The organism is Roseivivax jejudonensis (assembly GCF_900172265.1).
Classification (GTDB): domain Bacteria; phylum Pseudomonadota; class Alphaproteobacteria; order Rhodobacterales; family Rhodobacteraceae; genus Roseivivax; species Roseivivax jejudonensis.
Genome location: NZ_FWFK01000007.1, coordinates 216,554 through 243,278, shown reverse-complemented (window position 1 = coordinate 243,278; position 26,725 = coordinate 216,554). Strand labels below are relative to the sequence as shown.

Below are 26,725 nucleotides of genomic sequence, written 5' to 3'. Positions count from 1 at the left end.
ACAGTCCAGAGGACTTCCCAATGTCGACAGACAAACAAATTTTTGCGCGCCGCGAATCCGAGGCGCGGAGCTACTGCCGCAATTTCGATACCGTGTTCGTCAAGGCGCAAGGGTCGGAGATGACCGACGCCGACGGCACCACATACATCGACTTTCTCGCCGGGTGCTCGACGCTCAACTACGGGCACAACGACCCTGACATGAAAGCCGCGCTGCTGTCGCATATCGAGCGTGACGGCGTGACCCACGGCCTCGACATGTACACCGATGCCAAGGCGGACTGGCTTCAGGACTACGAGGACATCATCCTCAAGCCGCGTGGCATGGACGACTACAAGATCATGATGACCGGCCCCACGGGCACCAACGCCGTCGAAGCGGCAATGAAGCTCGCGCGGAAGGTCACCGGCCGCCGGAACATCATCTCGTTCACCAACGGCTTCCACGGCATGACGATGGGCGCGCTGTCGCTGACCGGCAACGCCGGCAAGCGTGAAGGCGCGGGCAATTCCTGCGGCGGCCTGTGCGGCGTGACCCACCTGCCCTACGACGGCGCGTTCGGCCCCGACGTCAACACGCTCGAGCAGATCGAGATGATGCTGAACAACTCGTCGTCCGGCGTCGACAAGCCGGCCGCGTTCATCTTCGAGCCGATCCAGGGCGAAGGCGGTCTGAACGCCGCGTCGAAGGAGTGGATGCAGGGCATCGCCCGCCTCGCCAAGGAGCATGGCGCGCTGCTGATCGTCGATGACATCCAGTCGGGCTGCGGCCGCTCGGGCACCTACTTCGCCTTCGAGGACGCCGGCATCGAGCCGGACCTCATCACGCAGGCGAAATCGATCTCGGGCATGGGCCTGCCGTTTGCCTGCCTGCTCATCAAGAGCGAGTACGACATCTGGAAGCCGGCCGAGCACAACGGCACCTTCCGCGGCAACAACCATGCCTTCGTCACCGCGCGCGTGGCGCTCGAGAAGTTCTGGAAGGACGACACGCTGCAGCGCGACGTGCAGGAAAAGGCCGTGATGCTGACCGCCGGGCTTCAGGCCGTCGCCGACGAGGTGACGGGCGCCAAGCTCAAGGGCCGTGGCATGATGCAGGGCGTCGACGTGGGCTCGGGTGAGCTTGCAGGCGAGATCTGCGCACATGCCTTCAAGAAGGGTCTCATCATCGAGACGTCGGGCGCGGACGACGAGGTCGTGAAGGTCCTCGCCCCGCTGACGACGCCGACGGAAACCTTCCGTCGCGGGCTCGACATCCTTCTCGAAGCGACGCGCGACGCCGTCGGCCACACCAAGATCGCAGCGGAGTAACAGACATGATCGTTCGTGACGAAAACAAGCTGCACGGCACCGACCGGTCCGTGTCCGACGCGGAATGGACCTCGATCCGGATGCTGCTGGCCGACGACCAGATGGGATTCTCGTTCCACATCACGCACATCAAGGCCGGCTCGGAGCACACGTTCCACTACAAGAACCACTTCGAGAGCGTGTACTGCATCAAGGGCAAGGGCACGATCGAGGATCTCGCCACCGGCGAGGTCCACGAGATCACGCCCGGCGTGATGTACGCGCTCGACAAGCACGACAAGCACACGTTGCGCTGTGAAGAGGACTTCGCCTTCGCCTGCTGCTTCAATCCGCCGGTGACCGGCAAGGAAGTGCACCGTGAAGACGGATCCTATGCCGCACCGGACGAAGCGGCCTAAACCACCCCGAGGGATGGACATGAGCATCGACTTCAAGAACCACACGGTCGAAAAGATCGGCGGCACCTCGATGTCGCGCCTCGACGAGCTTCTGGACCCGCTCTTCAAGGTCTCGGCGCCCGAGTACAACCGCATCTTCGTGGTCTCGGCGTTCGGCGGCATCACCGACCTGCTGCTCGAGCACAAGAAGACCGGCGAGTCCGGCGTCTATGCCGAGTTCGCCAACGAAACCGAGGAGCATGGCTGGATGACGGCGCTCAACCGCGTCGACCGGTCCATGCGCGAGGCGCACGAGGCGCTCCTCGAGCACAAGGGCGACCGGCAGGAGGCCGACGACTTCGTGCGCGACCGCATCGAAGGCGCGCGCAACTGCCTGATCGACCTGCATCGCCTCTGCTCCTACGGCCACTTCCGGCTGTCGGCGCACATGCAGGTCACGCGCGAGCTCCTGTCGGGGCTGGGCGAGGCGCATTCCGCCTTCGTCACCGCGAAGCTGTTGCAGCGCAACGGCGTGAACGCGCGCTTCGTCGACTTGTCGGGCTGGCGCGATGATCGCGAAATGAGTCTCGACGACCGGATCTGCGATGGCCTCGACTCCGTCGACCTGGAGCACGAGATGCCGATCGTGACGGGCTACGCGCAATGCGCCGAGGGCCTCATGAACAAGTACGACCGCGGCTATTCCGAGGTCACGTTCAGCCAGATCGCCGCGCTCACAAAGGCGCGCGAGGCGATCATCCACAAGGAGTTCCACCTGAGCTCCGCCGATCCCAAGCTCGTGGGTGCGGAAAACGTGCGCAAGCTCGGCCACACCAACTACGACGTGGCCGACCAGCTGTCGAACATGGGGATGGAGGCGATCCACCCGACCGCCGCCAAGGCGCTGCGCCAGGCCGAGGTGCCGCTGCGCGTGACCAACGCGTTCGAGCCCGAGGATCCCGGCACTCTGATCGACGACCAGGAAGCCGAAAAGGGCGTGGCCGAGATCGTCTGCGGGGTCGACGTGTACGCGCTCGAGCTCTTCGAGCAGGACATGGTCGGCGTGAAGGGCTACGACGCCGCCATCCTCGACGTGCTGACCGACCACAACCTGCGCATCGTCTCCAAGACCTCGAACGCGAACACCATCACCCACTATGTCGACGCGCCGCTCTCGGCGCTGCGCACGGTGGAAAAGGAAATCGCCGGGATCTACCCGAGCGCGTCGATCAACGTGCGCTCCTCGGCCATCGTGTCGGTGATCGGGCGCGACCTGCGCGGCCTTCACGTGCTCGAACGCGGTCTCGGCGCGCTGCGCGAGGAAGGCGTCGACGTGATCTCGGCGCACCAGACGACGCGCACCGTGGACGCCCAGTTCGTCATCCATCGCGACGATCGCGACCGGTGCATCAAGGCACTCCATGACACGTTCATGGGAAAGGGAAACGCCGCCCCGAAGCTGGTGGCGTAACCGTCTGAACCTGACTGGGCCCGCTTTCGAGCGGGCCTTTTTTTGCGCGCGACGTGCAGGACTTCGCCGGTCGGCAGAGATCTTGGAACATCGCGGAGGGGGGTCGGCATTTCTCGTGTGAGCGGCCGCAACGGCCATTCACAGATTGAAGGAGATGCCGACATGATGACCCGCATCCTGACGACCACCGCCCTGACCCTCGGCCTCGCCGGCGCCGCCGCGGCCCAGACCGTCGCGCCGAGCGACGACGCCGACATGAGCGTGACCGGGCAGGCCGCCGATGCCGGCCGCGAGATCGTCGACACCGGGCAGGCCGCCGTGGGCGCGGTGGGCGAAGCCGCCGAGGAAACCTACGGCGCGGCCAGCAACGCCGCCGCACGGCTCGATGCCGCGCTGACCGAAGATGCGGTCATCCGCTCCTCCGACGGCGAGATCGTGGGCACCGTGTCGCGCACCGACATGGACGGCGACCGCGTGCTCGTGGATCTCGACGGCGAGATGGAAAACCAGATCGCGCGCGACGGGGTCGAGACCATCGCCCTGCAGACCCGATCGATGATGGTATCGGACAACACCCTCATGCTCGACATGACCCGCGCGCAACTGGCCGCGGCGATCGAGACCGGCCCGACCACCACGGTCGCCAACTGATCGCACGGCACCAGGGTGTCAAAGACGGCCGTCCCCCGGGGCGGCCGTTTTTCTGTGCGGCGCGAAGGTCAGTCGAGGTCGCGCCGCATCGTCGCCATCCCGCCGCGGCGCGACAGCTCCTCGAACCCGGCCGAGCGATAGGCATTGAGCGCCGGTTCGTTGTCCGTCTCGACCTTGAGCGTGATCGTCAGCGCGCCCAGTTCGCGCGCCGCCGCCTCCACCAGCCGGGCCATTTCCGCGCCCGCGCCGCCCCGCGCGTCGGGCACGACGTAGGCATAGGTCAGGTGACGCACCTCCGGCCCCACGCCGACGCGCAGCGCGAAGAACCCCACCGGCGCGCCCGAGCCGTCGAGGATGTAGAACGACGCGTCGTCGGGCTCGTTGAGCCACTTCTCCGCCCATTCCCGGCTGTCGAACGGCACCTTCGCGTTGGGGTTGACCAGCGCCAGGTCGTCGGGATCGGTCAGCATCTCCGACAGCGTCTCGAGCTCGAACGGCGCGTTCTTGCGGATGGTGAAGCCGGTCATGGCATTGCCTCCTGTCGCTCTCGGCCCTGCGCGTGGCACGCGCGGCGCCGCGGTGCAAGCGTTCAGGCCGCGGCGCGCGCCAGCGCCACCGCCCGCGCCACGTCCGCCTCGAACCGTGCCCTCTCCGCCGCCGCCTGCGCCCGGTCGGGCAGCCGCAGAAGGTAGGCCGGATGCACCGCCGGCAGGACGGGCGTGCCGTCGGCGAGCGTCTCCGCCCGTCCCCGGCGCGACAGGATGCCCTGTCCGCTGCCGGTGAGCGACGCGAGCGCGGTGGACCCCATCGCGAGGATCAGCCGCGGACGCACCAGGTCCCGCTCGAGGTCGAGCCACCAGCGGCACCGCGTCACCTCGCCCGCGTCGGGGCGCTGGTGGATCCGCCGCTTGCCCCGCGGCGCGTACTTGAAGCCCTTGACCGCGTTGGTGATGTAGGCCGCGCCGCGATCGAGCCCGGCGGCCCGCGCCGCCTCGTCGAACACCGCGCCCGCCGGTCCGACGAAGGGCCGCCCGGCGAGGTCCTCGTGATCGCCCGGCTGCTCGCCCACGATCATCAGCGGCGCGCCCGCCGGCCCCTCGCCCGGCACCGGCGCGGTGGCGCGCGCGCAAATTCCGCAGCGCGCGCAGGCCGACAGGTCGCGCCGAAGGTGCCCCAGCGCATCCTCGGGCGCGGCCTCCGCGAGGAGCGCCGCGGTGCGCGCGCGCACCTTGTCCACCCGCGGCGCCGCGGTCTCGGCCGGCGCCGTCTCCGCCATGCCGCGCACCCGCGCCTCGGCGCCGCGCACGAGGTCGGGGATGAGCTCCGCTTCCGGAAGGTTCTTCCAGTACTTCTTCGGCATCTCGGCGCACATCGCCTTCACCATCACCCGCGCCGGGTTGAAGATGGAGGCGTAGTAGGTCCGCCAAAGTTCCTCTGTCGCATCCTCGGGCGGGCGCATCTCCGCGCGTGTTTCCTCGAACCGCAACCGTCCCGCCTCGAACCGCGCGGTCACGCCCGGTGTCGCGATCACCCAGTCCATGTCGCCGAAGCGCCGGGCGAAGAACGGCGTGCCCCGTTCGACGCAGGGGTGCTCGGGCTCGAACCACGCGGCAAAGGCCCGGCGCGCGCCCTCGGTCGGCACTTCGCGGAACCGCACGAAAGCATGCATCTTGTGGATGTCGCGCCCCACCGCCTTGGCGTGGCGCAGCACCGTCAGCATATCGGCGTCGCTGCGATCGCCCCAGGCCACCGCCCCCCGCGACAGCCGCAGCACCAGCCGGTAGCCGCGCGCGAAGCGTTCCGGGTCGCTGTGGCAGAGCGCGCTCTCGATCGTGTCGAGCGCCGTTTTCGACACCCGGATCCCGCCGCCTCCTTCTTCTTGGCGAAAATACTCCGGGGTCCGGGGCAGCGCCCCGGTCCCGTCCGGCCCGCCCGCGCCGTCGGCGAAGAGGTCACGCGTGCCCTGCCCGACCGACCAGAGCACCGCCTCGGGCGGCACGCCGGCGGCGGCCAGCGCGCGCGCCTCGCGGCGCCATGCCGCGACCGTGTTCACCACCGGGAGGACGACCTCGCGCATCGGCTCAGAACAGCGCCATCTGCTCGGGCTGCGGGGCGAAGCGCGCGCGCAGCCGCGCGTCGTCCAGAAGGCCGCGCGGGCTCCAGCCGCCGGCGCTGATGAAGGGCTGCGCCTTCTTCATCACCGCGCCCATCGCCTTGAGGTGTTCGTAGCGCACCAGCCCGCGGCGCCGCGCCGACAGCAGGCGCCCCACCGTCTTGGTGCCGAAGCCCGGTACGCGCAGCAGCTCTTCGCGGCTGGCGCGGTTGACGTCGACCGGGAAGCGCTCGCGATGTTCGAGCGCCCAGGCGGTCTTGGGATCGACCTCGAGGTCGAGCATGCCCGACGCGCCGCCGATCTCCTCGACCCCGAAGCCGTAGAAGCGCAGCAGCCAGTCGGCCTGGTAGAGCCGGTGCTCGCGCACCAGCGGCGGCGGCTTCAGCGGCAGCGCCTTGGCCGGATCGGGGATCGGCGAGAAGGCGGAATAGTAGACGCGGCTGAGCCCGTAGGACGCGTAGAGCGTCGAGCTCTGCGTCAGGATCGTGCGGTCCGAGGACGCGTCGGCGCCGACGATCACCTGGGTCGACTGCCCCGCCGGGGCAAAGCGCGCCGGGCGCTTGCCGCGATGGCTCGGCCCTTCGCGCGACGCCTCGCGGCGCAGGCGCACGTCCGCCATCGCCTTGCGGATGCCCGAGGCCGATTTCTCCGGCGCGTATTCCGACAGCGACCGCTCGGTCGGCATCTCCACGTTGATCGAAAGCCGGTCGGCCCAGCGCCCGGCCTCGTCCAGAAGCTCTTGGCTCGCCGCCGGGATCGTCTTGAGGTGGATGTAGCCGCGGAAGCGTTCCTGTTCGCGCAGGGTGCGCGCGATTCGGACCATGTCGGCCATCGTGTCGTCCGGCGACCGGATGATGCCCGAGGACAGGAACAGCCCCTCGATGTAGTTGCGGCGGTAAAACTCGACCGTCAGATTGACCACCTCCTCGACCGAGAAGCGCGCGCGCTCCACCCGGCTCGACGCCCGGTTGATGCAATACGCGCAGTCGTAGATGCAGAAGTTGGTCATCAGGATCTTCAGGAGCGAGATGCACCGTCCGTCCGGGGCGTAGGCGTGGCAGATTCCCGATCCGCCCGAGGATCCGAGGCCCTTGCCGTCGCGCGCATCGCGCCGGTCGCCGCCCGACGACGCGCAGGAGGCATCGTACTTGGCCGCGTCGGACAGGATCGACAGTTTCTCCGCGAGGGTGCGTTTCGCCATACGTTCACATTAAGTTCTTCTTTTGATCCACTCAAGTGGGCGCGGTGCGGCAAAGCTGCGCGCCCCCGCGGGATGCCGCCGGCAGTTTGCTTGCACTCGCCAAGGCCACGGCTAGGTTCCGACGCCGGACGTCTGGAAGGAGAACCCCACGTGCGCCGCCTCGCAAACTGCCTCAGCGCCGGCCTGATCGCGCTGTTCTTCGCCGCCTTCCTCGGCGGAAGCCTCGCGGTATCCGTCCCCGGCACGGCGGTCGCGCAATCCGCGCCGACCGGCGGCGACGGCAGCGGCGGCGACGGTGGTGGCAGCGGCGGCGAGGAGGGCGGCGCCCCGTCCGAAGCGCTCGCGCTGCAAAGCCTGCTCAACGTGTTGCAGGACGACGCGGCGCGCGAAGAGCTGGTGACCCAGCTCGAGGCGATCCTCGAGGAGGACGGGCAGACCGAGGGTCAGGGCGACGGCGAGGCCGCGGAGGGCTCGGGCGCCGAGGGCGACGGCCTTGCCGCCGTGATCGACCAGCCGGCCTCGCTGGGCGCACAGATTGCCGAGCTCACCCAATCCGTCGCCGAGACGGCGCTCGATCAGGTCAATTCGGTCCTGCGCAGCTTCTCGTCTTCGGACAACGTGTTCAGCGGGCTCGACGGCGGGGAGCTCGAGGTGCTGCTCGACGCGCTCCGGACGCTCTTCATCATCATCGCCATCACGATCGCCGTGTATGTCGGGCTGCGGATGATCTTCGTGCCGATCTTCCGGCGCATGGGCGCGCGCGCCGAAGAGTCGAGCATGCTGCGCACGCTGCTCATCTACCTGGGCTCGGCCGCGCTCGACATCCTGATCGTGGTGCTGGCCTGGGCGATCGGCTACGCGGTGACGCTGCTCGCGGTCGGCGAATACGGGCAGATGGGCTTTCGCCAGGCGCTCTACCTCAACGCCTTCCTGCTGGTCGAACTGACCAAGGTCGCGGTGCGGATGATCGTGGCGCCGGCGGCGGGCGGCCTGCGGCTCCTGAACGTGTCGGACGGCGGCGCGCAGCGGCTCTACCGCATCCTCAACGTCGTGGTCAGCGTGCTGGGCTACGGGCAACTGCTGATCGTGCCGATCGTCAATCGCAACGTGTCCTTTGCCGCCGGCGCAGGGGTATCGGCCCTGCTGGCGCTCCTGGTGCTGCTCTACCTCGTTATCGCCGTGGTACGCTATCGCAAACCCGTGGCCGACTGGCTCGCCCGGCGACTCGCCTCGCGCGCGTTCCACGACGAGACCGAGCAAAGCGCGTCCGACGCGGTGCCCGACCGGATGAAGCCCGGCGGCATCCTGGGGTCGTTCATCCGGCTCTGGCACTGGTTCATGCTGTTCTACCTGTTCGTCATGTTCGTGGTGATCATGACGCGGCCGGCCGAGGTGGTGAGCGCCGCGCTTGCCGGTTCGGGCAAGATCGCCGCGGCGATCCTCGTCGGATCGCTCATCGTCGGCGCCTTCGGCCGCGCGTCGAAGGACGGCCTGCCGCTGCCCGACAGCCTGACCGAGCGCCTGCCGCTACTCGAGAACCGGGTGAATTCGGTCGCGCCGAAGATCCTGACGATCCTGCGGCTTCTCGTGGCGTTCGGCGTGCTGGTCTACACGATCAACGTGATCGGCCTTGTCGGCATTGCCGGCTGGCTGTCGAGCGATCGCGGCCTCGCCTTTTCGGGCGCGGTGGTGTCGGTCGCCTTCATCCTCGTCTTCGCGGCGGGCCTCTGGCTCGCGCTCAATGCCTGGATCGACTACCGGCTGGACGTGAGCCACGGCAAGCCGCCGACCTCGCGCGAAAAGACGCTTCTGACGCTGTTCCGCAATGCCGCGACGATCGCGCTGATCATCCTGACGCTGATGTTCGCGCTCAGCGAGATCGGCATCAATATCGGGCCGCTCCTGGCCTCGGCCGGTGTTCTCGGCCTCGCCATCGGTTTCGGCGCGCAGAAGATGGTGCAGGACATCATCACCGGCGTGTTCATCCAGCTCGACAACGCGATGAACGTGGGCGACGTCGTGACCGTCGGCGGCACCACCGGCACGGTCGAAAAGCTGACGATCCGGTCGGTCAGCCTGCGGGCGCTGGACGGCACCTACCACATCATCCCGTTCTCGTCGCTCGACATGGTGTCGAACTACATGCGCGAGTTCGCCTACACGGTCACCGACATGGGCATCGCCTATCGCGAGGATATCGATGAGGCGAAGACCGCGATGCACGACGCCTTCGCGACCCTGCAGGACAGCGAACAGGGCGCCGACATCATCGGCGACCTGGAGTGGTTCGGGGTCAATTCGCTGGGCGACAGCGCCGTGGTGCTGCGCACCCGGATCAAGACCCAGCCGGGCAGCCAGTGGGGCATCGGACGCGCCTACAACGAGCTTCTGAAGAAGCTGTTCGACGAGCGCGGCATCGAGATCCCGTTCCCGCACCAGACCCTGTTCTTTGGCGAGAACAAGGAGGGCTCGACGCAGGTGCTGCGCCTGCGCGACGTCGGCGCCGACGAGGACCGTGCCGAGGCGCGCCGGTCGCGCTCGGGCGGGGGCAGCGACGAGGCGACGAAGCACCCAACGAGCGACGCGCCCCCCGACGCCGATCTCGGCCCGGAGGCGGGCGAGAACGGCTGAGGCACGGGGCGGCCACTCCGGCGGAGCGGCACGCGCCTTCCGGAGGACGCCGGTTCGCGCTTGCGGTGCCTGCGGCGCGCAATAAGAACGTGCGGCCCGGCACATCGGCGATGGCAGGACATCCGTTCCGGCGCGGTTGCGCCGCCTGGCGATCGTTCCGGACACCGCGCGCGGCGTGAAACACCCATCATTGCCAAGGCGCGACCGACGCGCGATCCTGCCCTTGCACTTCCGCGCCCGTACGACACATCCAGCCGCAAACACGTCATTCCGCAGGAGGTCCCTCATGAAGTCGCTTCTCGCCGCAACCACCGCGATCGCCACGCTCGCCGCCACCGGCGCCGTGGCCCAGAGCCTGCCCGGCCCGCTCGCCACGCCCGAACAGGTCGCCGACCTCGTGGGCACCGACGGTGTCGACGTGATCGACATCCGCGACGGCGACGCCTACGCCGAAGGCCATGTCGCGGGCGCCGTGAACGCCCCCTACAGCCTGTTCCGCGGCCCCGCCGAGAACCCGGGCCAGGTGCCCGATGCCGCCGCCCTGACCGACACGCTCGGCCAACTCGGGCTGGACACCGGCACGCCGGTGGTCATCACCTACGCGGGCTCGAGCGTCACCGATTTCGGCGCTGCCGCGCGCGTCTACTGGACGCTCAAGTCCTCGGGCATCGAGGACCTGACGATCCTGAACGGGGGGCTCAGCGCCTGGTCCGAGGCCGGGATGGAGCTGTCGACCGACGCCGTGACGGCCGAGGCATCGGACATCGAGGTGACGTGGGACGACACCTGGACCGCGAGCGTCGAGGACGTCCAGACCGCGATCGACGGCGGCAGCGACACGCTCCTGCTGGACGCGCGGCCCGAAAGCTTCTGGAACGGCACCGAGTCGCACCCGGCCGCCGCGCGCCCCGGCACGCTGCCGCAATCGGACTATTTCGAGCACGCCAACTGGTTCTCCTCGGGCCCGGCGATCATCGACGCCGACGCCGCGCGCAGCCTCGCCGAAGAGAACGAACTGACCGGCGCGGAGAACCTGATCTCGTTCTGCAACACCGGCCACTGGGCGGCGACCAACTGGTTCGCGCTGTCCGAACTCGCCGGCATCGACAACGTGAAGCTCTATCCCGAATCGATGGTCGGCTGGTCGAACGCCGGCTACGACATGGCCAACGTCCCGGGGCCGCTGCGCACGCTGTGGCACCAGATCCGCTCGGTCTTCTAAATCTGAGGTCCGCATGACCACCACGACCGCTCCCGACGACGCGCGCCCCGGGGCGCGCGTCGCCTCGCGCGGCGCCCTCGTTTTCGGCGCCGCACTTCTTGTCCTCGCCGTGTCGGCGCTCGTCGGCGCGCGCTACGGCCTGTTGCTGCTGATCGGACTCGGCTTCGGCATCGTGCTCGAAGGCTTCCGCTTCGGCTTCGCAGGCCCATGGCGCCGGACCATTCGCGAACGCGATCCGGCCGGCACGGTGGCGCAGCTCCTGTCGATCGGCCTCGTCGCGCTCGCCGCGTTCCCGCTTCTCGCGACCCACGGGCAGGAGCTGATCGGGGCGCATGCGCCGATCGGCTTCGCGATGATCGGCGGCGCTTTCGTCTTCGGCGCCTGCATGCAGATCGTGATGGGCTGCGGCTCCGGCACGCTCGTGAATGCGGGCAGCGGCAACGCCGTCAGCCTGCTGGCGCTGCCGTTCTTCGCCATCGGCTCGTTCTTCGGAGCCGACCACCTGCTGTGGTGGACCGGCCTCGGCACGGCGCCGACCGTCGCGCTCTCGGGCACGACCGGCCTGCTCGTCACGCTGGCCGCCCTGGCCGCGGTCTCTGCGTTCCTGTGGCTGCGGGCCCCGGCCGACAAGCGGGTCATGCCGCGCCGGTTCTGGATCGCCGCGATCTGCCTCGCCGGTCTCGCGATCGCCAACCTCGTCGTCGCCGGCCAGCCTTGGGGCGTGGTCTACGGCCTCGGGCTCTGGGCGGCGAAGGGTGCGACGGCCCTCGGCGCGGACCTGTCGGGCTCCGCCTTCTGGGGCACGCCCGGCAATGTCGAACGCTTGGCCCAGCCGCTCCTGACCGACGTGACGTCGCTCACCAATCTCGGCATCGTCGGTGGCGCGTCCCTCGTCGCCGCATGGCGCGCGGGCCTCGGCGGCGGGCTGCCCGACCTGCCTGCACGCGCCTGGATCGCGACCGTGATCGCGGGCTTCCTTCTCGGCTACTCGTCGCGGCTCGCCTTCGGATGCAACGTGGGCGCGTTCTTCTCGGGGATCTCGACCGGGAGCCTGCACGGCTGGGCGTGGTTCGCGGCGGCCTTCGGCGGCGCGTTCTACGGCATCAAGCTGCGCCCGATCCTCGGGCTGGAGGCGCGGTCATGACCACGCGCGCCCTGATTGCCGGTCTCGCGCTGGCCGGCCTCGCCACGATGACGCTCGCCGACCTCGCGGCGACGGGCGGCCCGGACATCTACCGCCAGCCGCCGCTGATCGCGCTCGGCTCGGGCGCGGCCGCCGGCGGCGCCCATTGCGCGGCCCTGCCGCAGTGATCTCTCGGCGCGCGCGGCGTTCCGCGTCGCCGCGGCCCGAGCCGCCTCTCGCCTCGCCGCGGCCCGCGCGGCCTCTCGCATCGCCGCGGCCCGCGCGGCCTGCCGACCCGCCGCGGGACGCCCGGATCAGTGGCGCATCGATCCCGAGAACACGTTGATCACCACGACCCCCGCCACGATCAGCGCCAGCCCCAGGAGCGCCGCGGTGTCGAGCCGCTCTCCGGCCCAGAGCCACGCCACGAGCGTGATCAGCACCACACCGAGCCCGGACCAGATCGCGTAGATCACGCCGGTCGGGAGCACCCGGATCGGGTAGCTCAGGAACCAGAACGCCAGCGCATATCCGACGACGGTGATGACCGATGGCCACAGCCGGGTGAAGCTCGCGCTGCGCGCCAGTGCGGTCGTGGCGACGACCTCGGCGCAGATCGCCGCGGCGAGAAGAAGATATGTGGCGAGGCTCGGCATGCAGTCCTCCGAAGACGCGGGAACGCGCCTGCGCTACCCCGTTCCGGCGCGACTGTCGATCCGCTCACGCCGCGAGGAAGACCGAGCCCAGCACCGTCATCCCGCCCTCGGTCGGCCGGGCGATGACGATCTCGCCCGACGCGGTCCCCTGCCCCGTCAGCGCGCTGATGTTGACCTGGTGCGTCACCGCGAGGACCCGGCCGCGCGCTCGCGACACGATGCCGAGGGCGGCCTCGGTGCGGGCCGCGCGCGCGGCGCGGTCCGAAAAGAAGCTGTTGAAGGCGGGCGCGGTCTCCACCGGCCCGACGCCCAGGAGGTCCGCGGTCTCGCGGCAGCGGCACCACGCGCTCGTCAGCACCCGGTCGAACCCGATCCCGCGGGCGCGGAGCGCGGCCCCGATCGTCCGTGCCTGCGCGCGCCCGGCCTCGGAGAGAGTGCGCTGGGTCGCGCAATCGCCGATCTCGAAGCCCGGCGGATCGCCGGTCCCGGGCGCCACCGCCCCCTCCTCGCCGAAGGCGTCCCAGTCATTGGCCCGCGCCGGCAGCGACAGCGCCGGCAACGCCAGCCCGGCGGCCAGGATGTCGCGCCGGCGCAGTCTCACATCACCTCGTCGAGAAAGCGCATGAGCCCGTCCCAGGACTGGCGGTCGGCCTCCAGAACGTAGTCTTCCGAGCCCCACACGGTGAAGGAATGCCGCGCGCCGCCGAAGATGCGCGCATCGTGCGCCACGCCGGCCTCCTGCAGCGCGTTCAGCGTCATCGCCATCGCGTCCATCCCCGACACCGGGTCGGCGGAGCCGTGAAACAGCATGACAGGCGCCGGCACGGCGGCGTAGTCCTGCCCCTCCGGCAGGTCGAGCCCGGCATGGAAGGTCGCGAAGGCGTCGAGATCCGCGCCCGCGCGGGCCGCCTCGAGCACCGCCGCGCCGCCGAAGCAGTACCCGATGATCGCCATCGGGCCATCCGCGCCCTCGAGCGCGCGCGCCGCCTCGATCGAGCCGGACAGGCGGGCCCGGAACTCCTCGCGATCGGAATAGAGCGCCCCGGACAGCGCGCGGTTCTCCTCGACGCTCGACGGCGCCTCGTCGGCGCCGTAGACGTCGATGGCGAACGCCGTGTAGCCCTGCGCGGCCAGCATGTCGGCGCGCCGCATCTCGTAATCGGTCAGCCCGTCCCAGTCGTGCACGATCAGCACCGTCCCGCGCGACTCCTCGAGCGCCGGCTGCCGGGCCACGTATCCCTCGTAGCTGCGCTCGCCCACGGTGTAGGTGTGCGCCTCGCCAGCGATCTGTGCCTCCGCCGCCATCGGCAGCGCCAAAGCCGCCGCAAGTGTCATGAGCTGTCTCATCCCGATCCTCCCTGGGGTCTCTGCACTGGGCGAAAACCTAGATCGGATCCGCGCATGTCGAGCACCCGTGGCGCCCCTCTCGGACACCCTCCCGGTCTCCTCTCCGCCCCTCCCGGCGCCCACCGGCCTCCGGGCCTCCGCCCCGACCGGGCCCCGAACCCTGCCCAGCCCTTCTTCTTGGCCGAAATACTCCGGGGAGCGCGAGGGGCCGGCCCCTTTGCCCCACCGAGGTTTGCATCGCGAAAACGCCGAGTGCCGGAGGCATCGTATGTGCGCATAACACATACCCCGGTCATTGCTATGTAACCCATTCCCGCGCCGGCACAATGAAGGCCCAGGTCTACGAGCGCCGACCAAGCGGTTGCCGCTCAAGAAACAGGAACAGACCGCTCGGCGGCTTTGGCCAAGTGAGGGCGCTTCACCTGTCGTGTGACCGGCAGCTCGCGGTCGGGCGCGGCGCGACACATCGTGTCGGTGACATGAGTTGGGTCGGCACAGGGTTCGCCGACGCCTGAGTTGGGCAGTGCGCCGCGAAGCGCCAACGCACTCCTTCGACATAAAAAAGGGCGCAGAGTTTCCTCTACGCCCTCGACAGACAAATTGCAGTCGCCGATCAGTCTTCGGTCTTGTCCGCCTCGGCGCGCTTTGCGTCGCGTTCGGCTCGGCGCGCGGCTTTCTGGGCTTCCGCCTCTGCCCTGAGCTTTTCGACAAGAACGGTGGTCTCGTCCGGACGCATGACATGCTTCGCGATCTCGCGCGCCGCGGCGGACGAGGCATGGAACTCTGCGGCGGCAAAGAGCCATGCGAGACCGTCCAGATCGAGAGCATGTAAGCTGTCGATGACCTTCGACAGCTTGGGGCCGAATGCAGCCATCATCTTTTTCTCGGCCTCTTGTCGGTCGGCATCTTCGAACAGGTCCACCAAGGCGCGGCGGGTTGACTTACTGATAGTCATTTAGCCATCTCCGTAATTGGTAAATATGCGGGCCTGAGCCCGCGGTGGGCGGGCGCTTCTGGCGCCCGAAGAGGACTTTGTATCGATCTCCGTGCGCCCAAATTTTTTGGTTTGGTTTGACTCAAATTTTTTGAGCCTGCGCCGCCGCTGCCTGTGAGCGGGCATGGCCGACGGGCTATCCACCAAGTGGCAGCGCGCTGCCATTTGGCGACTGGCCGTGGGCTCGCGAACGGGAGGGCGCCCTTAGAGGCTCGCGTCCGGGCCGATGGCCCGGGTTCTGAGCGGCACTCCGGCGGACTGGCCAAGCGCGCATTGACAACCTGTTCAGTCGAAGCCGCCACCGGTGTCAGCGCGGCGAAGGTCGGGAGCCAGCTTAAAACTACCTAATTCGGCAATCTGCGCCCATGCCTGCAATGCCAACACTATCCCTCGTCGAAAAAGGGCTTTTGAAGCTACGCGGTAGGAAGTGGTGAGTTCGAATTAATATCAGTGGCATACAAGGCGTTCCGCGCATGAGTTGTTAGTAGTTCGACCTCGCATATTCGTGTCCTGTCCGGCAATATTCGGAGACCCCACCACCTTAAGGATGGTATCGGACTGGCCACGCCGTCCTCCTTTGGCATGTCGAAAGGCAACATTCACTCTGCGGAGTTCTGGGTCGAAGTTGTTAGAGAACAACTCTCACAGCTTCGCGTAATTCCAGGTGAAGTATCCAGTTTCCCGGGACTTCTTCGTTTGGCCGCGCACCTCGGAAACCCAAGAGCGCGGTCCCATTGAGAGTGCATGTCTCCGCGCTTGTGGCCAACTCCACGGAAAGATAATTCGCCAGCAATAGCCCTGCGGTCGCCAAAGCGCGATTGGCCGATTTCTGCGACTTGTAACCTGCTGCGTATGCGATCCGCGTATCAGGCAAGCCATCGTCTCCGGCGATGGCCAACGCTGTCAGCATCGCAGCCTGTGGGCGCGACAGTGCGACCTGCCCGATTGCTTCAACATATTCGGCGGTGCTTGGTACGGCTGAGCCCGTTTTCGGGTCGATCCTGCGTTCCTCGGTTCTGCGAATTTCTCTTGAGTCGATAACTTCGTGCAGGGCAGCGATCGCTGCTTCTTCCGTGCTCCCCCGTGCTTCTGCAATCAAACCCTGTGCCTTTGTCGGCTTCTTGGGAAACGCGCGCGCGACATATTCCCCCGAAAGACGGCCAGACTTGATTTGGTACCTTCCATGCTCGCCGATCTGAATCTCGGGCACCGCCAGCTCCGGCTTTTCCCTGGTTTTCTTCGGCTTGTCCTCGAAGAGATCTCGGCCCGTAGCAGTGCGAGCGTCCGTGCTGAAATTATTCATGGTCTTGTCTCCTAAGTCCCGCTGACAGCAGTTCTGCCGTTCTTGTTCGAACCTGCTCTTGCCCAATAAGCTACGCTCGACATCCTTTGGTCGTTCGAGGGCGCCCCCAGTGAAGGGCTAAGCGTGCTGCAAACAGAAGGATTGCCACCGCCAATTCAATGCGGCTGCGTTGGGCGGCCGTGCGCGCTAATGCTGAACGGCACTGACGCCCATTACTTTCCGGTTTCGCAAATGAGGCCGGATCGGGGGCCTCCGACCGCGAGAACGCTTATGGAAGGGCGACGTGCGCCGGGCAACCGTAGGGCACCCGGCATCCGTGGACTCAGGCAAGCGCGAGATTGGTCGCGCTTTCGCGGCCGTCGCGGCCGGTCTCGACCTCGAACGTCACTTTCTGGGCGTCTGAGAGTCCTGTTAGGCCCGCGCGTTCGACGGCGGAAATGTGGACGAACACGTCCTTGCCGCCCGATTCCGGCTCGATGAAGCCGAAGCCTTTGCTGCTATTGAAAAATTTCACGGTGCCATTGGCCATATCCGTGGTCTCCTATTCATATGCTGCCCACGGGATGCGGCAGCCAGGCAAAGTCAGACTGAGAGATCGACTGAAGCCGGATGAACGGAAGCAGAAGGTCGCAGAGAAAAACGCTCGCCCCGCGATGATGCGCCTTATGAACGCGACCTACAAGAGTTGTTTTGCGACGTTGCGAATTCGCTTGATAGTCGGTGACGGCTGATGGGGCGGCATTGAAACGCCATCGACGGCTTCCCATGTAATGCATGCGCCACGGCTATGCTGCGTGAGCAGGCGGGTTTACTTCCGCCCCCGGCCGTGGCGCACCGTTTTCCCAAATCACGAAGGGGGGACGCCGCCCGAGGCGGCTCCGGGCACAATGCGGTGCCGGAGTGTTCGCCTGGGTGCACCCCGACCGAACGCGCCGAGCTCAATGCCATCGAAAAGGTGCTCGGCACCTTTATCGGGATCGCCGGCGGTCTAACCTCGGATGCGGTGACCGGCGAGCCGCAGAAGAGAAGGCAGATGCGCCGACGCTCGGCGGGTCGTCCAGAACGAATGGCTGCGTGAGGGCAGGCCACAGGCACCTTGGGCAAAGCGTCTGAGACACCGCTGAACCGGCAGCTAACTGCGACCCGGACATGCTTTCACAGCGAGGCGGCGCTTTCTCCGCAGGAGCATACTTCAATGAACACTCCCGAATGGCTCAAACCCGGGACCTATGGTGCCGCGGTCGTCGGCATAGGCGGCTTCACTTGGGGCGGTTGGGTGACGGGCGGCACCGCGCATGAAAGGGCGATGGCGATGTCCCGCACGGATGTTGTCTCGGCCATGGTTCCGATCTGTCTTGACATGCCGCTGGCCGATCCGGACCGCATGGCGAAGTTTGCCGTTACTCGAGATTCTCAGACCTACCAGCGCCGAAACGCGCTGATGCAGGCAGGCTGGGCGACCGTCCCCGGCGCCGAGGCGCCGGACCACGACATCGCTCAGGCCTGCCTGGCCTCGCTTGACGTCGATGCGTCGTCGGAGCGTCCGGAAGACGGAGGGGACAACTGATGATCGGTTTTATCGCCACCGTCAGATCATGGGTTCCGGCGCCGAGCCTCGGTAGGGACGTGATCGTTGCTGCCGGAGTGATCGCCTTCCTAGCGTTTCCGGTTGTCGCGCAGGATGGCATCGGGCCGTTGCCGGACAACGCAGAAGCCCGGAGCTATGGTGGCGGGTGGAACTGCGCGCTCGGATACCGGGTGGCTGGTGAAGACTGCATTGCCATCGACATCCCGGAGAACGCCTATGCAACCGGCCGGTCCTACGGTTCGGGCTGGGCGTGTCGGCGCGGGTACGAAGAAGCGGGAGGAACGGCCTGCGAGGCGATCCCGGTGCCCGAGAAAGCTTTTCTGAGATCGTCCGGCTACGACTGGCAATGTGAACGCGGTTACCGGGAGGATGGCGAGACGTGCGTTCTCATCGTTCTGCCAAACAACGCGTATCTCACCAACGATACCTCAAGCTCCGGGTGGACCTGCGAACGCGGCTTCACGGCGAGTTCCAGCGACTGCGTCCCGATTGCGGTGCCCGAAAACGGTTATATCACCAATGCGGACCACGGCGAAGAATGGGCCTGCGAAAGGGGGTTCTTTGAAATCGATGGCCGCTGCGATCCCGTGGCGCTTCCGCCGAACGCCTTTCTGGACCCGGCGTTCTACGGACCGGGTTGGCGCTGTGAACGGGGATTTGAGAAGGTGGGCACCGCCTGTGTCGCGATCGACCTTCCGGCAAACGCGCATCTCGAGCGATCCGGCAACGCATGGCGCTGCGATCGCGGGTTTCAACTCACAGATGGGGAGTGCGTTCTTGGACGATAAAGCCTCTCGGTCAGACCGCGGCGACACGCCAGGCATCCGGATGCGGATCGGATGCCGTCTGAAGTACCGACTGACGCAACCCACTCCACTCATTGCAATCTTGAACGTGCACTACTCTCGTTTCGGTGACCTGGAACGCGCCGACTATCTGGTGACCACGCCTAGTGTGCCGCTCGAAAGCTATCGCGACGGGTTCGGAAACTGGTGCGCGCGCATGGTGGCGCCAGCCGGCGACTTCACACTGTCCACCGACGGGATCTTCCGCGATTGCGGACTGCCCGATGCGGTCGCGCCCAACGCCCCGCAGCAGGCCGTGCAGGAACTGCCTTCCGAGACGCTGGTCTATCTTCTTGGCAGTCGCTACTGCGACACGGATCTTCTGTCGGAAGAGGCGTGGCGCCTGTTCGAGACCACGCCGCTGGGCTGGGCGCGGGTGCAGGCGATCTGCGATTTCGTGCACACAACCGTCTCTTTCGACTACATGCACGCAAGCTCGACGCGCACGGCCTCTCAAACGCTGGTCGGGCGGCGAGGGGTATGCCGCGATTTCGCCCACCTCGCGATCACCTTCTGCCGTTGCATGAACATTCCGGCCCGCTATTGCACCGGCTATCTGAGCGAATTCGGCCAACCCGAACCTCATGCGCCCGACGATTTCGCGGCCTGGATGGAGGTCTATCTCCACGGCCGCTGGTGGGTTTTTGATCCGCGCAACAACTCAAGACGCGTGGGACGGATCCTGATCGCCCGTGGTCGGGATGCAGCCGATGTGCCGCTGACCCAAACGTTCGGACCCAACACCCTGACACAATTCGACGTCTGGACATGGGATGCAAGGCACGACCCCGCCGAGACAATGCCTGTGTCGCGGAATTGATCAGTCCAATCGCAGAGTGGATGTGTTCGTCCGTCGTCGGCTCGCGAGGCCGGCCGCTCTGCGGGTGCCGCGTCATTGCATCCCAAATCACCAATCGTTCTGGAAAGCCGAGATGACCAATTTGATCAAGACGACTGCGGTGTTCCTGCAACCGTTCCAACTTCCGAGCTTCAACGAGACCCTTCCGGCCGGCGAATACGAGATCGAAACCCAGCTGCTGGAACCTGTAGATTGGATTGAACCAGGCACATGGACGTCGTCCGTGCTCGTCCGCCTACATCCGCGGGCCACTCATCCCGGACTCAGCCGAACGCTCTCCGTGCCGCTTGCCGAACTGGAGCACGCCGTTGCCAAGGACAAACTGACCGGAAAAGCTCTGACGGATTTCTTCCTCGAGGAGATGCTGGCCGACCCGATGATCCGCCTCGTCATGCAGGCCGACGGCGTGGCCGAGGCCGACATCCGCGCCCTCTACTCTCCCCAGCCCGATCGACAGCAGGCAGGGCAAGATGACCTGTCTAAGACGGAAGAGCATCGCCGCGGTAGGCATGCCAGCGATGCCGGACCACGCTCCGGAAGCGCGCGCCCTGGCATCGGAGAATGACTTTGGCGTTGGAAATATGTCGCTCCGTCCAGTCGAGAGCTTTGCTCGATGGCATTGTCAAGGCTTCGAAATGACCGATGACCCGATTGATCTCGACGACCGCAGGTCCGTTGCCGGACAGCATGCGTCTGAATTGCGGCGGCGCCCAGCGAACAAGCAGCGACCACTTCAGCTCCCACAGCAACCGCACCTTGAAAGCCTCGAAGATCAGATGCTTGCGGAGCCGGCGCGGACTTGGGCCGAAGTCACGAAAAAGTGGCGGTTCCTTCTCGACCGTTACGCAGCGACCCTCGGGGCTGGCGATGAGCGCACTCAGAAACTCATTAAGCGTGCCGTTGGCGACATGGACAGATTGAGAAAACGTGAGGAGCGGAAGTGACGAAAAAGTCTGCGGAGATCGAGTTCGAGACAATCAAGGCGACGGACGACGTTGCTGCTGCGCGGGCCTGCCTTAGATGCAGGTCAACCTTCTGGAGCGAGGGGTTTTGCGAACGGATATGTTCCCGTTGCAAGGGATCGGCTGTCTGGCGATCGGCAATTCCCGAGGGCGGCGGACAGGGCCGGCGGCGCTCCGGCGGTCGATCATCATAGGTCTGACCGATGCCATTCGTCACGATTACTCACACGACACTCTATCAATATGGAACCAGGGTCTCTCTCGGACCGCACAGACTGATGCTCCGTCCGCGGGAAACTCGGGATCTCATTCTGACGTCGTTCGACCTTGGGATCAGTCCGGAAGCCCGCATCGACTGGTCACACGACGTTACCGGCAATGCGGTCGCGACAGCACATTTCGAAACCAACACTATGAAGCTCTCGATCCAATCGTGCGCGCGTGTGGAACTGCGCGCCCCGATTTGGCCTGTCTACCCGATTGCCGCCGCCGCGGTCTCATTCCCATTCGCGTATTCACCTGATGACTGGACAGACCTCGGCGATCTGGCGATGCCGCAATATGCGGACGAAACCAGCCGGCTGCCGAATTGGGTCGAGCAATTTGTCATGGCACGCCCAACAGATGCGCTTTCTCTGCTGAAAGACATCAGCAACGGCGTCACAGCCGCAATTTCCTATCAGAGCCGCGAGACGGAAGGCACCCAGGGGCCGCTGGAGACCCTCGACAGGGGCTGGGGATCCTGCCGGGACTTCGCAGTTCTTTTCGCCGAGGCGGTCCGGACGCTCGGCTTTGGCGCCAGGCTTGTTTCTGGATATCTTTTCAACCCCTCCGGAAACGAGGTTGGAACGGATGCTTCCGGTTCCACGCACGCCTGGGTGGAGGTCTTCGTTCCAGGAGCGGGCTGGATCCCGTTCGACCCGACAAACAGATCGGTCGGCTCCATCAATCTCATTCCCGTCGCCGTCGCGAGAAGAATCGAGCAGGTTGCGCCGGTCAGCGGGAGTTTCCATGGGAGACCGACAGACGTCTTGTCGATGGAAGTGAGCGTGGATGTCGCAGACGCCTTTTGCATGCGCCCCTGAGTGACGAGGTCGAAAAGAGGGTTGTTAGTAGATGCTGGCGGCGATCTTCAGCACCGCTGGAATGGAGGAAGGAACACCGTTCCGCTGAACACACAGAGTGTCCGCTGGAGGTGGGAGGTTTGTGTGAAACGCCAATTCAAGGTCCGCAAAGTGTGCCAAAGAAGCCACGTGCGCAGACGCAACGAATTCACATATCGTCCCGCAAACACGCCGTCGGGTGATGGATTACCGAATGTCAGCCCGTAGAAATTGAGCTAGCGGCCAGGCTTCAAGGCCACGCCCGCTGCCAATCCGTCAGCCCTTCTGGCTCAGCAGTCGATGACCGTCGTCTCACCGACTTTCGCACCGTCTGCGGCCTCACCGATCAGAAGCGCGAACCTCGTATGCATCCGAACGGCGATGCCGTGCTGCGCCTCTGGGTCGGGCATCAGCTCGATCCGCGGAACGAGCGCCGCGATGTAGCCGTGTGCTTCCTCGACCAGCGTCGGATCTGAGAGCAGGGCCTCCATCCGTGCGACGGCCTCTCCATAGATCGCGCGGGCGTCCGGCAGCGGGGCGTTCCGTGCCTGCTTGCGCGAGGAGGTCTCGTCGATCTTCGCGGTCAGCCACGTGATCTCGGCCTCCAGCTTGCCCGCGCGCGCGGCGAAGGTTTCGTAAGGCGCGCCTTGTTCGATGGCGGCCAGCATGTTGTCGCGCCCGCGTTCGGCGTCGCGCAACGCGGCGGCGAGGCGCCGGTGCTCGTCGTCGAGATCCACGTTGGCGAGCGCCTTGCGCTCGGCTTTCAGCGTCGCTTGGAACCGCTCGATCAGGTCCTCCGACATCATCACGTCGCGGAGCTTGCCGAAGACGCGCGCCTCGATGCGTCTGCGCGAGATCCCGACGGTGTTGTTGCACGCGTTTTTCCGAGACTCCGCGCAGCGATAGGATGTGCGGTTGTAGATGATGTAGTTGGCGCCGCAGCAGGCGCATTTGAGCAAGTCGGAGAGCAGGTAGCGCGTGCGCCGCGCGCCGACGGCGTTGCCCTTCTGGCCATACTGCTCGTGACGGCGCGCGAGCTCCGCCTGGACCGCGTCCCAAAGCTCCTCGGAGACGATACGGAGCGACGGGAACTCCGCCTCGACCATCTCTTCAGGCGTCAGCTCGACCTTCTTCGTGCCGGTTTCAGGATGGTGGGAGGTCCGGGTGCGGCAGATCGCGGCGCGGCCGGTGTAGAGCCGGTTGCGCAGAAGACCTTCTTGGCGGTCGGCGTTGCCGCGGATTGTCGAGCTGTTCCACGTGCCACCGCGCGGCGCGCGGATGCCATCGGCATTCAGGCCGTCGGCGATCGCGTGCGGCGAGCGGCCCGAGGCGAACTCATTAAAGATCCGGTGCACCACAGCCGCCTGGTCGGGATCGATCTCGCGGTTGAGGCCGGTCTCGATTTCGAGGCTGCGATACCCGTAGGCGGTGGTGCCGATCCGGCCCCGGGAGATCCCGCCGCGCCGGGCGCGGAGCGTATGAGCGCCGACATTGTCGGCGTAAAACTGGGCGCCCATGCCCAGCATCAGGACCCTTAGAAAGTCCTGCGGACCTTCTTTGACGGACTCGAGAGACGCGCCGCGGAACCTGAACAGGTCGAAGGTCGTCAGGGCGTCGGCGAGACGCCGCGTCAGGCGATCGACCGCCTCGATCACGACGACGTCGATCTCGCCCGCCTCGGCGGCCGCCTTCAGCCGCTGGAAGCCCGGACGCCGGGTATTCTTCCCGGTCTTCTCCTGGTCGGAGAAGACATGGACCACGGTGTAGCCCTGCTTGTCGCAATACTCCTGGCACATCGCCACCTGGTCGGTGGTCGAGGTGACATCCTGGCGGGCGCTGGAGTAGCGCGTGTAGATGGCGGCTCGCCTGGTCATTCGGTGTCCTCCGTATTCTGCCGTCCTGCCGGCGCGCGGTTGGTGTTGGCTGCGTCCTGCGCGAGGCCGCGACGGGCTTCGGCGCGGGCCAGAAGATCGACGAGACCGAGGAGCGCGCATCGCGCCTCGGTCGTGCCGCCGGGGTTGTCGTTGGCTGCGGTGAGCAGCGGCGAGGGGGTCGGATCGATCATGGGTCTGCCCTTCGAGGTTTGCCGTCCGTCACGCGGACAGTCGGGACCTCGGAGCGGGCAGATTTTTTCGGAAAACGGTTTGTTTGATCCCGCGGCGGAGACCGGATCGGCCCCCGCCGCGACGTGTCAGGCGGCGTCTTCTGCGCGCATCTGCAGGGTGAGGATCTCGGCCCGGCGCAGCATGTGCAGGCTCTCGAGCGCGTCGCGATACTGCGCGATCGTCTGGCGCTCGAGCTCGAGCTCGCGCGCCGCGTCCGAGAGCACGCGATAGGGGGTGGGCTCGCCGAACTCGGGATAATCGACGCGCGTTTGGTATCCGTCTGCCACGATGCCCGAGAGCGTCTCGAGCAGCGTCGTGAGCCCGGAGAGATCCCGCGGGTCGCGGATGCGCTCGCGCGCGATCCGCCCGGCGATCTCGTCGGCGAGGCGCGCCTGCGTCCGGTCGAGATGTCCGGCAGCGCCGTTCAGCGCGTCGATCGTCGGGCGCGCACGCATCAGCACGTCGTGAACGGCCGCCAGGAGCGGGTCGTAATCGAGTGCTCCCTCACGCATGGATCACCTCCTTCGACACGAGCCGCGCGCCGCGCCGGCGCTCGACGACGACCTCGCGGCGCTTGTCCTGCCGCCGGAGGTGACTGCGATGCCTCCGGCGTGCGGCCCGCCGGGTCTTGCGCGCCCGCGCGAGGCGTTGCGCGGACGTGCCCGAGAGGGTGCCGATGATCGCGGAGCCGTCCGAGCGCCGGCACACGAAGCCGTTGTGCGAGAGCGTGACGAGGACCGTCCGGTGCGGATCGAAGCGTGTCGGTCGATCGAGCGAGGCGGCAACGATCTCGTCCGGATCCGTGACCGGCACGAGGTGCCCGGTCTTGCCGCGCGGCGGCCGGGTTGTGCCGTAGGCGAGCGTCGCCATGCTCGTGCCGTCAATGTCCTCGATATCGAGAACCAGCGTCGGGCGCGCCTTGAGCGGTTCTGCGGACGGGTCCTTGTGGGGCATCCGGAACGCGACGATGTCGCCGGGCTTGATCGTCTCCTGCCAGGCGGCAGCTTGGGGGATGTCTGCGTGCAGCATCTTGGTGGCCTCTTGTGATGAGCGCCGCGTCTGATGTCGTCCGGGGTGTCCCGTGATCGGCTGCGCGGCACGGCCAGCGCGCAGCCGATCACGGGACACCCCCGGTCCATGCCCTTCGGGAGAGCGTCGAGAGGGACATCCCTCTCGACCCGGCGCCGGGCGCGCGAGCAGGCGGGGGTCCAGGGGGAGGAGTGCGGAACGACGCTCCCCCTGGCGACAGGGGGTCTCGCGGGACGGGCGGACCGTCCCCGAGCCGTCGGAGACGCCAGGGGTGCAGGGGAGCGGCGAGCGACGCCCTGCCGCGCGCCGCGCAGGCGTCCCCGCCGGACAGGCGCGGGGTTCGGGGCAGCGCCCCGACGAGCGACAGGTCGTGCAAAGGCCGAAGGCATTTGCGCGACCTGATTAGTGAGTAACTCCCCCGGCGCAGCCACTGGCCGCGCGGCGCGGTCTTTGGATCAAACCGATACGCCAAGCCTCCTCACCCGAACCGACGTCCCGACCTCCAGAACGGAGTAAGGACGATGGACGACACGACACATCCGGTGGTGCTGCGGATGCAGGGCCTCTTTCCCAAGGATCTCGGCGGCTACGAGGGGCACCGAACGCGCAAGGGCGGCGATCTTGGCCACGTGGACCGCGAGCGCTCCACGCTCAATCGCCGGCTCATCGGGAGCGAGGATTGGGCCAAGACGGTCCGGACCGAGATCGAGGACATGGCTCTCGACAACCACACCGACGATCTCAAAAAGCTCAAGACGCGGCGGCGGAAGACGGAGTTCCGAACCCGCGTGGCCGAGGGGCCGAAAGATCCGTGGCGGGCCACACGGCACGGACCTCTGCGAGAGATCATCCTGACGGCCAATCGCAAATGGTTCGAGCAGCCGTTGGCCGAGGGAGAGAGCGAAAGAGAGGAGGCCGGTCTCGGTCCGGTCGATATCGACAGCCTGCTCGACGAGGACGACGGGCCAATTGCCGGGCGTCCCCTCGACAGCAAGGAACGGCGCGAAAAACTCTTCGAGGCCCGCGCCGTCTCCTGGCTGCGCCAACACTTCGGCGACGACGTGGTCCACGCCCGCGCCGATCTCGACGAGGAGAGCTACCACATCCACGCGATCATCGTGCCGCGCGCGACCACGAAGGACGGTCGCCGCATGCTGCAGCCGTCGAAGCACCCGATGATCAAGGACTACGAGGCCGCGCAGGACAGCGTTGGCCAGTGGTTCGCCGATATCGGCCTGACGCGCGGCGAGCGGCGCGCCGAGGCCATCCGTGAGGCGATCCAGCACAATGCAGAGCGCCGCGGCGACGAGCCGCTGAAGGATGTTCCGCTGCGCCGCAGGCATGTGAGCCCGCGACACTGGCGACGCCAGCAGGAGGTCGAGCTCGCGGATCGGGACCAAGAGCTTGTGAGCCGCGAGACCGAGGTGACCGGCCGTGAAGCGGAGGCCACCGAAACACTGGACATCGCGGCATCGGTCGCCGCGGGCGATCTGACAGACTTCGAGCTGACGGATACCGACCGGGCTGGCACAGTTCCGACAAGAGGCAGCGCATCAAGGGCGCGTAGCCTGTTCAGCGCGGCGCTCGCGCGCCTGCGCAAACGCGCGCGAGACGAGGCGCACGCCGAAGTCGAAGATGCGTTCGCCGAGATCCGGACCGAGGACGATGCGATCGTGGATATCGCCAGGCGCCTTCCGGGGCCGGACCGCGCGCGGATCGCCGAGCTGCGCAGATCCCTGACCAAGCCGATCACACGGCTGCAGACCTGGCTGCGTCAGCGCGGTCGCGACCGCGACCGCGACGAAGAAAAATGACTCAAACCCAAACCAAACTTT

General features: G+C 66.8%; 28 protein-coding genes. 15 read left to right on the top strand and 13 right to left on the bottom strand.

Features of this window, described 5'->3' with window-relative positions:
* Positions 1–20: 20 nt before the first annotated feature.
* The 4 genes from ectB (at position 21) to ROJ8625_RS17930 (ending at position 3,809) form a co-directional block, all read left to right on the top strand.
* On the top strand, positions 21–1,310 hold the full coding sequence (gene ectB / locus ROJ8625_RS17945; RefSeq protein WP_085793292.1) for a diaminobutyrate--2-oxoglutarate transaminase: 1,290 nt from the start codon (positions 21–23) through the stop codon (positions 1,308–1,310).
* A gap of 5 nt (positions 1,311–1,315) precedes the next feature.
* Positions 1,316–1,708 (top strand): ectoine synthase, encoded by a 393-nt coding sequence (locus ROJ8625_RS17940; RefSeq protein ID WP_085793291.1) that lies wholly within the window; start codon positions 1,316–1,318, stop codon positions 1,706–1,708.
* Positions 1,709–1,727: 19 nt separating this feature from the next.
* The gene (locus ROJ8625_RS17935) at positions 1,728–3,158 is read left to right on the top strand and encodes an aspartate kinase (protein WP_085793342.1); all 1,431 of its coding nucleotides are present in this window, start codon (positions 1,728–1,730) and stop codon (positions 3,156–3,158) included.
* Positions 3,159–3,320: 162 nt separating this feature from the next.
* The gene (locus ROJ8625_RS17930; RefSeq protein ID WP_085793290.1) at positions 3,321–3,809 is read left to right on the top strand and encodes a hypothetical protein; all 489 of its coding nucleotides are present in this window, start codon (positions 3,321–3,323) and stop codon (positions 3,807–3,809) included.
* 68 nt (positions 3,810–3,877) lie between these two features.
* On the opposite strand, the gene ROJ8625_RS17925 is transcribed toward ROJ8625_RS17930, so the two are convergent.
* From ROJ8625_RS17925 to ROJ8625_RS17915, 3 genes are all read right to left on the bottom strand, one after another.
* Entirely contained in the window at positions 3,878–4,336 is a 459-nt protein-coding gene (locus tag ROJ8625_RS17925; protein ID WP_085793289.1) for a GNAT family N-acetyltransferase, read from the bottom strand.
* A gap of 62 nt (positions 4,337–4,398) precedes the next feature.
* Positions 4,399–5,886: a UdgX family uracil-DNA binding protein gene (locus ROJ8625_RS17920; protein ID WP_085793288.1), complete on the bottom strand. Its 1,488-nt coding sequence runs from the start codon at positions 5,884–5,886 to the stop codon at positions 4,399–4,401.
* A gap of 4 nt (positions 5,887–5,890) precedes the next feature.
* Positions 5,891–7,123 carry a putative DNA modification/repair radical SAM protein gene (locus ROJ8625_RS17915; protein WP_085793287.1) on the bottom strand — a complete coding sequence of 411 codons (1,233 nt, stop codon included), beginning with the start codon at positions 7,121–7,123 and terminating at the stop codon, positions 5,891–5,893.
* Positions 7,124–7,273: 150 nt separating this feature from the next.
* On the opposite strand from ROJ8625_RS17915, the gene ROJ8625_RS17910 reads away from it, so the two are divergent.
* From ROJ8625_RS17910 to ROJ8625_RS21085, 4 genes are all read left to right on the top strand, one after another.
* On the top strand, positions 7,274–9,754 hold the full coding sequence (locus ROJ8625_RS17910) for a mechanosensitive ion channel domain-containing protein (protein ID WP_234984310.1): 2,481 nt from the start codon (positions 7,274–7,276) through the stop codon (positions 9,752–9,754).
* A gap of 286 nt (positions 9,755–10,040) precedes the next feature.
* Positions 10,041–10,976 carry a sulfurtransferase gene (locus tag ROJ8625_RS17905; RefSeq protein WP_085793285.1) on the top strand — a complete coding sequence of 312 codons (936 nt, stop codon included), beginning with the start codon at positions 10,041–10,043 and terminating at the stop codon, positions 10,974–10,976.
* 13 nt (positions 10,977–10,989) lie between these two features.
* A complete protein-coding gene (locus ROJ8625_RS17900; RefSeq protein ID WP_085793284.1) occupies positions 10,990–12,120 on the top strand; it encodes a YeeE/YedE thiosulfate transporter family protein in 1,131 nt (376 codons plus the stop codon).
* Complete coding sequence (locus ROJ8625_RS21085; protein ID WP_159456798.1) at positions 12,117–12,287, top strand: hypothetical protein; 171 nt, start codon at positions 12,117–12,119, stop codon at positions 12,285–12,287. Before ROJ8625_RS17900 ends, ROJ8625_RS21085 begins: the two co-directional genes overlap by 4 nt.
* Positions 12,288–12,413: 126 nt before the next feature.
* Here ROJ8625_RS21085 and ROJ8625_RS17895 read toward each other — a convergent pair whose 3' ends face one another.
* From ROJ8625_RS17895 to ROJ8625_RS17875, 6 genes are all read right to left on the bottom strand, one after another.
* A complete protein-coding gene (locus ROJ8625_RS17895) occupies positions 12,414–12,755 on the bottom strand; it encodes a DMT family transporter (RefSeq protein ID WP_085793283.1) in 342 nt (113 codons plus the stop codon).
* 64 nt (positions 12,756–12,819) lie between these two features.
* Positions 12,820–13,356 (bottom strand): histidine phosphatase family protein, encoded by a 537-nt coding sequence (locus tag ROJ8625_RS17890; RefSeq protein WP_085793282.1) that lies wholly within the window; start codon positions 13,354–13,356, stop codon positions 12,820–12,822.
* Positions 13,353–14,102 (bottom strand): dienelactone hydrolase family protein, encoded by a 750-nt coding sequence (locus ROJ8625_RS17885; RefSeq protein WP_085793281.1) that lies wholly within the window; start codon positions 14,100–14,102, stop codon positions 13,353–13,355. The genes ROJ8625_RS17890 and ROJ8625_RS17885 overlap by 4 nt, the downstream gene beginning before the upstream one ends.
* A 613-nt stretch (positions 14,103–14,715) precedes the next feature.
* Entirely contained in the window at positions 14,716–15,057 is a 342-nt protein-coding gene (locus ROJ8625_RS17880) for a hypothetical protein (protein WP_143535171.1), read from the bottom strand.
* A gap of 667 nt (positions 15,058–15,724) precedes the next feature.
* A complete protein-coding gene (locus ROJ8625_RS20720) occupies positions 15,725–16,399 on the bottom strand; it encodes a hypothetical protein (protein WP_143535170.1) in 675 nt (224 codons plus the stop codon).
* Between the two features lie 322 nt (positions 16,400–16,721).
* Positions 16,722–16,928 (bottom strand): cold-shock protein, encoded by a 207-nt coding sequence (locus ROJ8625_RS17875; protein ID WP_085793279.1) that lies wholly within the window; start codon positions 16,926–16,928, stop codon positions 16,722–16,724.
* Between the two features lie 666 nt (positions 16,929–17,594).
* Between ROJ8625_RS17875 and ROJ8625_RS17870 the strand changes: the two genes are divergently transcribed.
* The 6 genes from ROJ8625_RS17870 (at position 17,595) to ROJ8625_RS17845 (ending at position 21,738) form a co-directional block, all read left to right on the top strand.
* Positions 17,595–17,966, top strand: a complete 372-nt coding sequence (locus ROJ8625_RS17870) for a hypothetical protein (RefSeq protein WP_085793278.1) — start codon at positions 17,595–17,597, stop codon at positions 17,964–17,966.
* The gene (locus tag ROJ8625_RS17865) at positions 17,966–18,775 is read left to right on the top strand and encodes a hypothetical protein (RefSeq protein ID WP_085793277.1); all 810 of its coding nucleotides are present in this window, start codon (positions 17,966–17,968) and stop codon (positions 18,773–18,775) included. Before ROJ8625_RS17870 ends, ROJ8625_RS17865 begins: the two co-directional genes overlap by 1 nt.
* 34 nt (positions 18,776–18,809) lie before the next feature.
* On the top strand, positions 18,810–19,652 hold the full coding sequence (locus tag ROJ8625_RS17860; protein WP_370738486.1) for a transglutaminase-like domain-containing protein: 843 nt from the start codon (positions 18,810–18,812) through the stop codon (positions 19,650–19,652).
* A 112-nt stretch (positions 19,653–19,764) separates the two neighbouring features.
* Positions 19,765–20,256, top strand: a complete 492-nt coding sequence (locus ROJ8625_RS17855) for a hypothetical protein (RefSeq protein ID WP_085793275.1) — start codon at positions 19,765–19,767, stop codon at positions 20,254–20,256.
* 70 nt (positions 20,257–20,326) lie between these two features.
* Positions 20,327–20,635, top strand: coding sequence for a hypothetical protein (locus tag ROJ8625_RS17850; RefSeq protein ID WP_085793274.1), 309 nt, complete (start codon positions 20,327–20,329; stop codon positions 20,633–20,635).
* Positions 20,636–20,856: 221 nt separating this feature from the next.
* Complete coding sequence (locus ROJ8625_RS17845) at positions 20,857–21,738, top strand: transglutaminase family protein (RefSeq protein ID WP_085793273.1); 882 nt, start codon at positions 20,857–20,859, stop codon at positions 21,736–21,738.
* A 308-nt stretch (positions 21,739–22,046) separates the two neighbouring features.
* Here ROJ8625_RS17845 and ROJ8625_RS17840 read toward each other — a convergent pair whose 3' ends face one another.
* The 4 genes from ROJ8625_RS17840 to ROJ8625_RS17830 form a co-directional block, all read right to left on the bottom strand.
* Positions 22,047–23,630 carry a recombinase family protein gene (locus tag ROJ8625_RS17840; RefSeq protein ID WP_159456797.1) on the bottom strand — a complete coding sequence of 528 codons (1,584 nt, stop codon included), beginning with the start codon at positions 23,628–23,630 and terminating at the stop codon, positions 22,047–22,049.
* Positions 23,627–23,821, bottom strand: coding sequence for a hypothetical protein (locus ROJ8625_RS21080; RefSeq protein ID WP_159456796.1), 195 nt, complete (start codon positions 23,819–23,821; stop codon positions 23,627–23,629). The genes ROJ8625_RS17840 and ROJ8625_RS21080 overlap by 4 nt, the downstream gene beginning before the upstream one ends.
* Positions 23,822–23,947: 126 nt before the next feature.
* Complete coding sequence (locus ROJ8625_RS17835) at positions 23,948–24,373, bottom strand: hypothetical protein (protein ID WP_085793271.1); 426 nt, start codon at positions 24,371–24,373, stop codon at positions 23,948–23,950.
* Positions 24,366–24,890 (bottom strand): hypothetical protein, encoded by a 525-nt coding sequence (locus tag ROJ8625_RS17830; protein ID WP_085793270.1) that lies wholly within the window; start codon positions 24,888–24,890, stop codon positions 24,366–24,368. Before ROJ8625_RS17830 ends, ROJ8625_RS17835 begins: the two co-directional genes overlap by 8 nt.
* Before the next feature lie 521 nt (positions 24,891–25,411).
* Here ROJ8625_RS17830 and ROJ8625_RS17825 point away from each other — a divergent pair.
* Entirely contained in the window at positions 25,412–26,704 is a 1,293-nt protein-coding gene (locus tag ROJ8625_RS17825; protein WP_085793269.1) for a plasmid recombination protein, read from the top strand.
* Positions 26,705–26,725 lie beyond the last annotated feature (21 nt).

Bases quoted from the DNA above. Each gene is read 5' to 3' on its own strand.
- ectB (WP_085793292.1), top strand. From the start codon at position 21: ATGTCGACAGACAAACAAATTTTTGCGCGCCGCGAATCCGAGGCGCGG.
- ROJ8625_RS17940 (WP_085793291.1), top strand. From the start codon at position 1,316: ATGATCGTTCGTGACGAAAACAAGCTGCACGGCACCGACCGGTCCGTG.
- ROJ8625_RS17935 (WP_085793342.1), top strand. From the start codon at position 1,728: ATGAGCATCGACTTCAAGAACCACACGGTCGAAAAGATCGGCGGCACC.
- ROJ8625_RS17930 (WP_085793290.1), top strand. From the start codon at position 3,321: ATGATGACCCGCATCCTGACGACCACCGCCCTGACCCTCGGCCTCGCC.
- ROJ8625_RS17925 (WP_085793289.1), bottom strand. From the start codon at position 4,336: ATGACCGGCTTCACCATCCGCAAGAACGCGCCGTTCGAGCTCGAGACG.
- ROJ8625_RS17920 (WP_085793288.1), bottom strand. From the start codon at position 5,886: ATGCGCGAGGTCGTCCTCCCGGTGGTGAACACGGTCGCGGCATGGCGC.
- ROJ8625_RS17915 (WP_085793287.1), bottom strand. From the start codon at position 7,123: ATGGCGAAACGCACCCTCGCGGAGAAACTGTCGATCCTGTCCGACGCG.
- ROJ8625_RS17905 (WP_085793285.1), top strand. From the start codon at position 10,041: ATGAAGTCGCTTCTCGCCGCAACCACCGCGATCGCCACGCTCGCCGCC.
- ROJ8625_RS17900 (WP_085793284.1), top strand. From the start codon at position 10,990: ATGACCACCACGACCGCTCCCGACGACGCGCGCCCCGGGGCGCGCGTC.
- ROJ8625_RS21085 (WP_159456798.1), top strand. From the start codon at position 12,117: ATGACCACGCGCGCCCTGATTGCCGGTCTCGCGCTGGCCGGCCTCGCC.
- ROJ8625_RS17895 (WP_085793283.1), bottom strand. From the start codon at position 12,755: ATGCCGAGCCTCGCCACATATCTTCTTCTCGCCGCGGCGATCTGCGCC.
- ROJ8625_RS17885 (WP_085793281.1), bottom strand. From the start codon at position 14,102: ATGAGACAGCTCATGACACTTGCGGCGGCTTTGGCGCTGCCGATGGCG.
- ROJ8625_RS17880 (WP_143535171.1), bottom strand. From the start codon at position 15,057: ATGACTATCAGTAAGTCAACCCGCCGCGCCTTGGTGGACCTGTTCGAA.
- ROJ8625_RS20720 (WP_143535170.1), bottom strand. From the start codon at position 16,399: ATGAATAATTTCAGCACGGACGCTCGCACTGCTACGGGCCGAGATCTC.
- ROJ8625_RS17875 (WP_085793279.1), bottom strand. From the start codon at position 16,928: ATGGCCAATGGCACCGTGAAATTTTTCAATAGCAGCAAAGGCTTCGGC.
- ROJ8625_RS17870 (WP_085793278.1), top strand. From the start codon at position 17,595: ATGAACACTCCCGAATGGCTCAAACCCGGGACCTATGGTGCCGCGGTC.
- ROJ8625_RS17865 (WP_085793277.1), top strand. From the start codon at position 17,966: ATGATCGGTTTTATCGCCACCGTCAGATCATGGGTTCCGGCGCCGAGC.
- ROJ8625_RS17855 (WP_085793275.1), top strand. From the start codon at position 19,765: ATGACCAATTTGATCAAGACGACTGCGGTGTTCCTGCAACCGTTCCAA.
- ROJ8625_RS17850 (WP_085793274.1), top strand. From the start codon at position 20,327: ATGACCGATGACCCGATTGATCTCGACGACCGCAGGTCCGTTGCCGGA.
- ROJ8625_RS17845 (WP_085793273.1), top strand. From the start codon at position 20,857: ATGCCATTCGTCACGATTACTCACACGACACTCTATCAATATGGAACC.
- ROJ8625_RS17840 (WP_159456797.1), bottom strand. From the start codon at position 23,630: ATGACCAGGCGAGCCGCCATCTACACGCGCTACTCCAGCGCCCGCCAG.
- ROJ8625_RS21080 (WP_159456796.1), bottom strand. From the start codon at position 23,821: ATGATCGATCCGACCCCCTCGCCGCTGCTCACCGCAGCCAACGACAAC.
- ROJ8625_RS17835 (WP_085793271.1), bottom strand. From the start codon at position 24,373: ATGCGTGAGGGAGCACTCGATTACGACCCGCTCCTGGCGGCCGTTCAC.
- ROJ8625_RS17830 (WP_085793270.1), bottom strand. From the start codon at position 24,890: ATGCTGCACGCAGACATCCCCCAAGCTGCCGCCTGGCAGGAGACGATC.
- ROJ8625_RS17825 (WP_085793269.1), top strand. From the start codon at position 25,412: ATGGACGACACGACACATCCGGTGGTGCTGCGGATGCAGGGCCTCTTT.